The following is an 8,249-nucleotide window of genomic DNA, read 5'->3' as shown; positions in this document are numbered from 1 at the left end:
GACCGTCCGGCGCGCGCCCGATGGCAGAGAGGCACCCCCTCGGGGGTGCCTCCCGCGCTATACGGAGACGGCCAGCGTGTAGCCGCCGGCCCGCATCTCGTCGCACAGGCCCTTGCAGGCGCCGAAGTGCTCCGCGAACTCGGGCTTCTCCTTCCAGGCGCTCATGGAATCCGGGTCGCTCCAGGACGCGAAGGAGATGAAGTGCCCCGGTTCGCCCGTGTCACGGAGGAGACGGGCGAACCGGAAGCCGTCGTTGTCCTTCTTCGTCCAGGTCAGGAAGGCCGTCCACCGCTCGACGAACTCGTCTTCCTTCCCCTCGGAGACCCGCCAGTCACCGGAGGCCCAGAACCTGCTGTCCTCTGCCATGGCACACCGCCTCGCTGGGGAGACCCCTCTTCCAGGCTAGGCGGCTACCCACGGGTCAGCGGTTCGAGGTCACCGTGACCGGCTCGTCGTTCCTGATCTGCTCGACGAGCTGCTTCACCTTCGGCATGTCCCACTTCAGGGATCCCTGCGGCGCGGAGCCGGCGATCGGCATGTTCATGGACTTGCCCTCACCGCCGCTGACGCCCTTCATCGCGAAGAACATCTTCCCGAGGTCGTACAGCGACATGTCCTTGTCCACGATCAGCGTGTCCAGACCGGCGCCGAGCGTCGGGTACAGCGCGAACGGGTTGAGGATCGTGCCCGGCGTCGCCGCCTGGTTCGCGAGGGCGGAGAGGAACTTCTGCTGGTTCTTCGTCCGCTGCAGGTCCGACTCGGCGAAGGCGTACCGGGTACGGACGAAGGCCAGGGCCTGCTCGCCGTTGAGGGTCTGCGTGCCCGCCTGGAAGTCGGCGCCGGACTTCTTGTCCTTGAAGCCCTTCTCGATGTTCAGCTCGACGCCGCCGAGCGCGTCCACGATGTTCGCGAAGCCGGCGAAGCCGATCTCCGCGTAGTGGTCGATGCGCAGGCCGGTGTTGAACTCCACGGTCCGCACGAGCAGTTCGGGACCGTCCATCGCGTAGGCCGCGTTCAGCTTGGAGCCGCCGCGGGCCGGGTACGACTTGCCCGACTCGGAGCCGACGAAGTTCGGGATCGTCACCCAGGAGTCACGGGGCAGCGAGACCATCGTGTTCCCGCTGGAGCAGGCCGCGAGGATCATCATCGAGTCGGTCCGCTTGCCCTCGGCGGAGCCGGTGTGGAGCTTCTTCTTCTCCTCGGCGGACATGCCCTCGCGACTGTCGGAGCCGACGATCAGGTACGTCGTGCAGTCGCCCTCCTCCGGCCGCTCGATGACCTTGGAGAGATCGACCTCGTTGCGCATCTGCGAGCCGGCCCAGGCGTAGGTGCCGATGCCCCAGGCGAGGACGCCGACGACCAGCACGATCGAGCCGACCTTGATGCGCTTGCGCCAGTCCGGAGCGGGCCGGCCCGGCCCCTGGGGGGTGTACTGCGGGGGAACGGTGCCCCGGCCGCCGCCCTGAGCCCCGCCCCGGGGACCGCCCTGGGGGCCGCCGTACACCTGGCCGCTGCTGTAACCGGAGTCGTACCCCTGGTTCTGCGCCTGCGTGAAGTTCGGGTTGTAGCCCTGGCCGTCGTTGCGGCGGGGCGGCTGCTGCGGAACCTGAGGGCGCTGCACGTGGCTCATCCGGCGGGGTCCCTCGGGCTGGGAGTTCGCGCTGCCGCGGCCGTATCCGCCGTCATCGGGCCAGTCATTCATGTGGACCAGTGTGCCGGGCAGGGCTTTCCGGGCGACAGTCCGGGTGGAGGATCGGACCGGTGCTGTTGCCAAGCTGATGCAAAGCGGACCCGGCGGGGACGGGGACCGGACCCGGCATAAGGTGGAGGACATGACAGACCAGGGCGATATCCCGGGCGGAATTCCGGGCAAGCCGACTTCCGCGTCCCGCACCACCCTCAGCCACATCATGACCAGCCACGACACCAACCTCCTGGGCACGGTGCACGGCGGCGTGATCATGAAGCTGGTGGACGACGCGGCGGGCGCCGTCGCGGGCCGGCACTCGGGCGGCCCGGCGGTCACGGCCTCGATGGACGAGATGGCCTTCCTCGAGCCCGTACGGGTCGGGGACCTGCTGCACGTGAAGGCCCAGGTCAACTGGACCGGCCGGTCCTCCATGGAGGTCGGCGTACGGGTCATGGCCGAGCGCTGGAACGAGTCCACGCCCGCCACCCAGGTCGGCTCCGCCTACCTCGTCTTCGCGGCCGTCGACGCGGAGGGCAAGCCCCGCCAGGTCCCCCCGGTCATCCCGGAGACCGAGCAGGACAAGCGCCGCAACCAGGAGGCGCAGATCCGCCGCACCCACCGGCTGGCCCGTCGCCAGGCCATCAAGGAACTCCGGGAACGCCGAGCAGCCGAGGGCTACGAGGACTGACCCCACCGCCCGCCGCGGGCACCCGTTCCGCCGGGGCGGTGCCCACCCCGCTCCCGCGCCCCCGTTGTGGGCGGTCGTTCCGCTCGAGCAGGGGGACCCCCTTGCCCCAGCGGGACGATTGCCCACACGGGGGCGGAAGCGCGGCCCGCACGGGCGGGGCGAGGGGCGCCGCCCAGCCGGGTGCGGCTCACACGGCAGGTGGCGGGGGTGCCGCCCAGCCGGGTGCGGCCCGCACGGCCGCGCCATTCACGGGCACACCACCTGGTCCCCAGTGACCGCCTCGAACGGCGCCCCAGAAGCCTCCGCCCGCACCGCCGTGACGCCCTTGTAGTCACTCCCCACGACGACCCGCAAGGTCCCGCCCCGCCCCGTAACCGCCCGCAGCTCCGCCCCCGGCAAGGCCGCCGCCAGGGACTTCGCCGACCGGTCCCACCGAGGGTCGTACTCGACGACGGTCCGCCCCCGCTCCCTCCCGGCCGCGGTCATCGGCGTGCGCGTCGTGTCGAAGCCGGTCGCGCGCAGCGCGTCGTCGACCTTCCGCCCGAGACCGTCCGTCCGGGTCCCGTTGTAGACCTGCACGCGGACCGTCCGCGGCGGCACGTCCACGACGGCCGTCCGGGGAGCCTTCGCCGGGGTCGTCGCCTTCGGCGGGGAGAGCGGCCGGTCCTCCCGCACGGCCTGGAAGAGTTTCTGCGCCTTCGCCGCGTCCCACTTCACGGTCGAGCCGATGCCCTTCACGGGGAAGCCCATGTCCCCGATCGGCACGGACACGAACTCGGAAGAGGCCGGGGTGAAGCCGTGCATCGCCTTGGCGAGGGCGAGGAGCTGATCCGTCCCGAAGTCCTCGTCGGCTCGTACGGAGCCCAGCAGCGTCGTCGCGACCTCACGGAACCGCACCGGGTTGAGCAGCACCCCGCCGTCCGTCATCTGCGCGATCAGCGCCGCCAGGAACCGCTGCTGCCGCTGCATCCGGCCGATGTCGGCGGCCCCGTCGATGTGCCGGGAGCGCACGTACTGCAGGGCCTGCCCGCCGTCCAGCTCATGGGTGCCGGGGGAGAGGTCGAGCCCCGTGTACGGGTCCTTCAGGGAGCGCGGCGTGCAGATCTGCACGCCGCCGACCGCGTCCACGGTCCGCATGAAGCTGGTGAAGTCGACCTCCAGGTAGTGGTCGATCTTCACGCCGGTCATCGACTCGACGGTCCGCACGGTCAGCCCGGGCCCGCCCTCCGCGTAGGCCGCGTTCAGCTTCACGGGGTGGGCCCGGTGCTTCTTGCCGCTGTTCAGGTCGGTGTGCTCGGGCATCTCCGCGTACGAGTCACGGGGGAGGCTGATGACGCTGGCCCGTTCCCGGTCCTCGGAGATGTGGACGAGCATGACGGTGTCGGTGCAGTGGCAGGGCGCACCGCCGAGCCGGTACTTCTGCCTCTCCTCGGCGGTGATCCGGTCGCGCCCGTCGGTGCCGACGACGAGGACGTTCATCCCGTGCCCGGCCTGCGGCCGGTTCTTCATGTCCTTGAAGGGGTCGACCCGGGTGATCCCGGTGTCCAGGCCGGTCACCAGGGCGTGCCCGATCCCGCCCGCCGCGAGGACCGCCACGGAGAGCGCCGTCGCCATCCGCATCCCCCACCGGGGCCGCCTCCGCCGGCGGACCGGTACGCGGCGGGCGGCGGGCCGGGGACGGGGCGTGCGGGGCGGTGTGGGCACGGACGGACACCTCCGCGGCTGGGACAGGGGACCGTGAGCACCGTAGGCCCATACGATCAGCGCAAGGGGGCACCACCCGCTCGGCGCGCACCCGTGTCCCCCGTTCGCGGTAACGCGACGGACGATGAACGCCAGGCCCCCCATCTCCGTGATCATGCCGGTTCTCGACGAGGAGCGGCATCTGCGCACCGCGGTCCGTCACCTCCTGGAGCAGGAGCACGACGGCGAGACGGAGCTGGTCATCGCCCTCGGCCCGTCCACGGACCGTACGGACGAGATCGCCGCCGAACCCGTCGTGGGCACGGTCCTCACCGGCCCCCGCTCCCTCGCGAGGAAGGCCATCGCGAGCCGCCGCCCGGCGGTGAGGCCGGTCGGGACCGAGGCGGTCCGATCACCCGGACACGAACGACGGCCGGGCCCCCTCGCGGGGATCCGGCCGTCGGCGGCTGTGCGGGGGAGCGGGTCAGCTCTTCCCGTCCCACTGGTAGGGCGGGTAGATGTACATGCAGCCCTTGTCGTTGCCCCGGAGGACCTCGGCGCCGTCCGGGATGTCACCGGCCTCGGCGGCCGGCTTCTTGTAGACCGTGCCTTCGCGCCAGTCGGCGCCGACGACGAGGGTGAGGCCCTGGGCCTTCGCGTCGGCCCGGACGGCCGAGTCGGGCAGCCCGAGCGCCTTGGCCACGGACTGGGCGTTCGCCCTGCCCTGGTCGCCGTCGGCCTTGGGGTAGGTGACCACGGTGTCGGCGCGGCTCGCGCCCTCCTTGGAGGCCGCGGCCTGGGTGAAGCCCTTGCCCTGGAGGATCTCGGTGATGGCCCGGGCGCGGCCCTCGGCGGCGGGCTCGGCGTCGCTGCCGGTGCCGTTGACGACCGTCACGCCGAGCGAACCGGGCGCCTCGGCGGTGGCCTTGGGCTTGGCGGAGGCGGTCGGCTTCGGCTTCGCGTCGGCCGGGTTGCCGTTCTTGTCGAAGGCGATGTCGTCCCGGAGCATCGCGAACATCTTCTCCGCCGACGACTTGACGAGGATGTTCTTGTTGCGGTCCTGCGGCCATTCGGCCGTCGGGATGTTCGCCGTCGTGAGGCGGTCCAGCTTGACGTCCTTGATCTGCATCGACAGGTCGAAGAGCCCCTTGACCGACCTGATCTCGTCGGAGACCTGGAGCGCCTTGGTGGCGGTCTCGGCGAGGCCCATGAGGCGGCCGGTGTCGGTCCAGGCGTTCTGCTTCTGGAGCTTCTCGATCATGCCGTTCATGTACATGTGCTGGGCCTTGGCACGGTTCTGGTCGCTGCCGAACGCGTGCCGGGTGCGCAGCCACTGGAGCGCCTGCTTGCCCTTGACCTCGTGGGTTCCCACGGGCAGCTTCAGACCGGAACCGCCGGGCTGCGCCCGGGTCGGGTGGTCGCTGACGCCGGTGGGCTTCACGCAGACGGGGACGCCGCCGACCTCGTCGGCCATGGCCACGACACCGGCGAAGTCGACCACGATCCAGTGGTCGATGTAGACGCCGGTGAGGCTCTCCCAGGTGGTGAGGGTGCAGCCGGGGCCGCCGCGTCCCAGCGTCTCGTTGATCGGCCGATTGGTGGTGGCCGGGAAGGTCTCGCTGCCGTCCTCGCTGACGCACTTGGGGATGGGCACGACCGTGTCGCGCGGGATGGAGACGACCGAGGCGTTCTTCCGGTCCGCCGAGACGTGCAGCAGCATCTGCACGTCGGCCAGGGGCTTGCTCTCCCGGAGGTTCTTTCCGCCGCCCAGGGCCACGTTCTTCGAGTCCGCCCGACTGTCGGAGCCGATCAGCAGGATGTTCAGCGGGGTGTCGCCCAGCGCGTTCGGCGCGGCCTTCTTCACGCCGCTGTCGCCGCCGGTCCGCGAACCGCCGCGGATGTTGCCGTTCAGGTGCTCGTAGTACAGATAACCGGCGCCGGCCGTGCCGAGTATCAGCAGCGACAGCGTGATCGCCGTCCACCGCAGCACCTTGCGCTTGCCGGTCTTCTTGGCCCGGCGGCGCGCGGCGGCGCGTCCGCTCGCACCCGTGCCGCCACCGCCGCGGCGGCGCTCGGCGCGGGTCGGTGCCGAGGCGGCCTCCGCCTCCTCCTCGGGAGCGTCGGCCTTCGCGCCGGTCGCCTCGCCGGCGCCGTGCAGGTCGTCGTCCCAGCCCAGTTCACGGGCGCGCGGAACGCGTCCCCGCGTTCCCTCCCCACGCACGCTGCTCTGTCCCACCCCAGGTCCCCTCGTCAGTCAGCAGCGCTCAAGTCCCGGTGTTTCCGGGTCACTTGGCGCATACCTGCTTGTCAGCTGCTACCTTCTCCAGATCCTTCGGCGCCTTCGCCGGTCCGGTGATGGGCACCCCCGCGCCCTTGAAGTCGGCGCCGAGGACGAGCGTCATGGGCTCGCGCTCCCCGGCGTCCTGCGTGCCCGGCTTGAGAGCCGTGGCCGGCAGACCCATCATGTCCGCGAGCTTGCGGGCCTGATCGGCCTGGTTCGGTGCGTACGTGAGCGTGGTCTTCGCCGCCTTCTCGGGGGCGTTGCTCTTGTTGGTGGAGCGGTTCACGCCCTGCTCGTTCTGCAGCCAGTTGATGGTCGACTGGGCCGCGCCCGTGATGCCGCTGCCGTTGTAGACGTCGACGCGCACCTCGGCGGCGGTGGACCGCGTGCCCTTGAGGAGCGCGGCCTGCGCGTTCTTGGCGTCCTGCTGCTTCTTCTTCACCTCGGTGAGCGAGGTGTCGGACTGGATCATCGCGAACAGCTGCGGTGCCTTCACCGGGTCGGGGACGACCGTGGCCCTGACCTTCTCGGCGGGGTTGTCGATGACCGGCAGGGTCGTGAACGCGATGTTCTTGGTGTCGATCGAGGACAGCTCGCGGGCCAGGTCCTGGAGCTTGGTGAGCGAGCCTATGCCGGAGTCGACGGTGAGGGCGCTCGTCGCCGCGTTGGCGAGGTCGTACAGCTTGCCCGGGTCCGTCAGCGTGTCGTCCGACTTCATCTGCCGGATCATCGAACTCAGGAACTGCTGCTGGACCTTGATGCGGTCCAGGTCGCTCTCGTTGCCGAAGCTGTGCCGGGTGCGGACGAAGGCGAGGGCCTGCTCGCCCTTGACGACCGACTCGCCGGCGGGGAGCTTCAGATGCGACTTCGGGTCGTTCACGGCCTTCTCGACGCAGACCTTCACGCCGCCGACCGCCGTCGTCATCTCCTTGACGGCGTTGAAGTCGGCCATCATGAAGTGGTCGACCTCCACGCCGGTGAGCTCCTTGACCGTGCGCATGACGCAGCCGGGGTCGCGGCCGCCCTGCCCGAGGCTCACGTTGAAGCGGACGTCCGCCTCGGCGGGGATCGTCGTGATGGTCCCGTCCTTCGAGCGCGTCTGGCACTCGGGGATGTCGGTCTTCATGTCGCGCGGGATGGAGAGCGCCGTGGCGTTCGTCCGGTCCTTGGAGACGTGGAAGAGGATCGTGGTGTCGGCGTGGCCGGGGCTGTTCTTGTCGCCGTAGCCCGCGTTGCCCTCGCCGGTCCGCTTGTCGGTGCCGATGACCAGGATGTTGAAGGCCTTGCCCTTGGCGAAACCGGCGTTGGTGTTCTTGCCGACGACGTCGACGACGTCGAGGTTGTTGTTGAGCTTGCTGTAGATCGCGTACGCGCCCGCCGCGCCGCCCACGAGCACGAACGCCATCGTGCCGCCGGTCCACAGCAGGACCTTCTTCTTGCGGCTCGCGCCCTGCTTGCGCTTGCGGCGGCTCTGCGGCGGCACCTGGCCGCCCGCGGCCGGTTCGGGGGCGCGGCGGCGGCGCTGGCCGGGGACGGGCGCCTCGGACGGGTCGGCGGGTGCCGGCGCGGGTGCGGCGGAGGCGGATCTCCGGGTGCGGGGCGGGGTCTGAGCCGGTGACTGCCCAGCGGAGCGGTCCAGTCGCAGTTCGTAGTTGCCGGTACGCGGGTTGAGGACCCACTGGTCGGCGGGGTCGATCTCGTCCGCCCGTCCACGGCTGTGCGCGTCCACGGTTACTCGAGTCCTCCGTCGGTGCCACGCGAGGCGCCTCCCCCACAGGGCGCCGCTCTCTCGGTCGTTCGATCCTTGCTGAGTGCGACCACGCGGTCGGGGTGCACCGGATCGCGTCACACTATCCGCCCAGTTCAGCGTGGGGCGACGTCCGTGACAAATTCCACGCCCCTTACAA

At 70.7% G+C, this 8,249-nt stretch carries 6 protein-coding genes and 1 pseudogene; 2 read left to right on the top strand and 5 right to left on the bottom strand.

What is annotated here, in order from left to right:
• Window positions 1-57: 57 nt before the first annotated feature.
• On the bottom strand, window positions 58-366 hold the full coding sequence (locus tag K7G60_RS32645) for a putative quinol monooxygenase (RefSeq protein WP_225804578.1): 309 nt from the start codon (window positions 364-366) through the stop codon (window positions 58-60).
• Between the two features lie 55 nt (window positions 367-421).
• Complete coding sequence (locus tag K7G60_RS32640) at window positions 422-1,702, bottom strand: LCP family protein (RefSeq protein ID WP_225804577.1); 1,281 nt, start codon at window positions 1,700-1,702, stop codon at window positions 422-424.
• Window positions 1,703-1,832: 130 nt separating this feature from the next.
• Here K7G60_RS32640 and K7G60_RS32635 point away from each other — a divergent pair, with 130 nt between their 5' ends.
• A complete protein-coding gene (locus tag K7G60_RS32635) occupies window positions 1,833-2,378 on the top strand; it encodes an acyl-CoA thioesterase (protein WP_225804576.1) in 546 nt (181 codons plus the stop codon).
• A gap of 246 nt (window positions 2,379-2,624) precedes the next feature.
• Here K7G60_RS32635 and K7G60_RS32630 read toward each other — a convergent pair whose 3' ends face one another.
• Window positions 2,625-3,998 carry an LCP family protein gene (locus tag K7G60_RS32630; RefSeq protein ID WP_225804582.1) on the bottom strand — a complete coding sequence of 458 codons (1,374 nt, stop codon included), beginning with the start codon at window positions 3,996-3,998 and terminating at the stop codon, window positions 2,625-2,627.
• A gap of 208 nt (window positions 3,999-4,206) precedes the next feature.
• Between K7G60_RS32630 and K7G60_RS39565 the strand changes: the two are divergent.
• A pseudogene (locus K7G60_RS39565) lies at window positions 4,207-4,485 on the top strand (glycosyltransferase); the annotation flags it as partial.
• A gap of 60 nt (window positions 4,486-4,545) precedes the next feature.
• Here the strand turns inward: K7G60_RS39565 and K7G60_RS32620 are convergent.
• Window positions 4,546-6,297: an LCP family protein gene (locus K7G60_RS32620; protein WP_225804575.1), complete on the bottom strand. Its 1,752-nt coding sequence runs from the start codon at window positions 6,295-6,297 to the stop codon at window positions 4,546-4,548.
• Between the two features lie 49 nt (window positions 6,298-6,346).
• The gene (locus K7G60_RS32615; protein ID WP_225804574.1) at window positions 6,347-8,071 is read right to left on the bottom strand and encodes an LCP family protein; all 1,725 of its coding nucleotides are present in this window, start codon (window positions 8,069-8,071) and stop codon (window positions 6,347-6,349) included.
• Window positions 8,072-8,249: the final 178 nt, after the last annotated feature.

Source organism: Streptomyces sp. NK15101 (assembly GCF_020400725.1).
Lineage (GTDB): Bacteria > Actinomycetota > Actinomycetes > Streptomycetales > Streptomycetaceae > Streptomyces.
The sequence above is the reverse complement of the archived record's forward strand: the minus strand, read 5'-3'. Positions and strand labels throughout refer to the sequence as shown.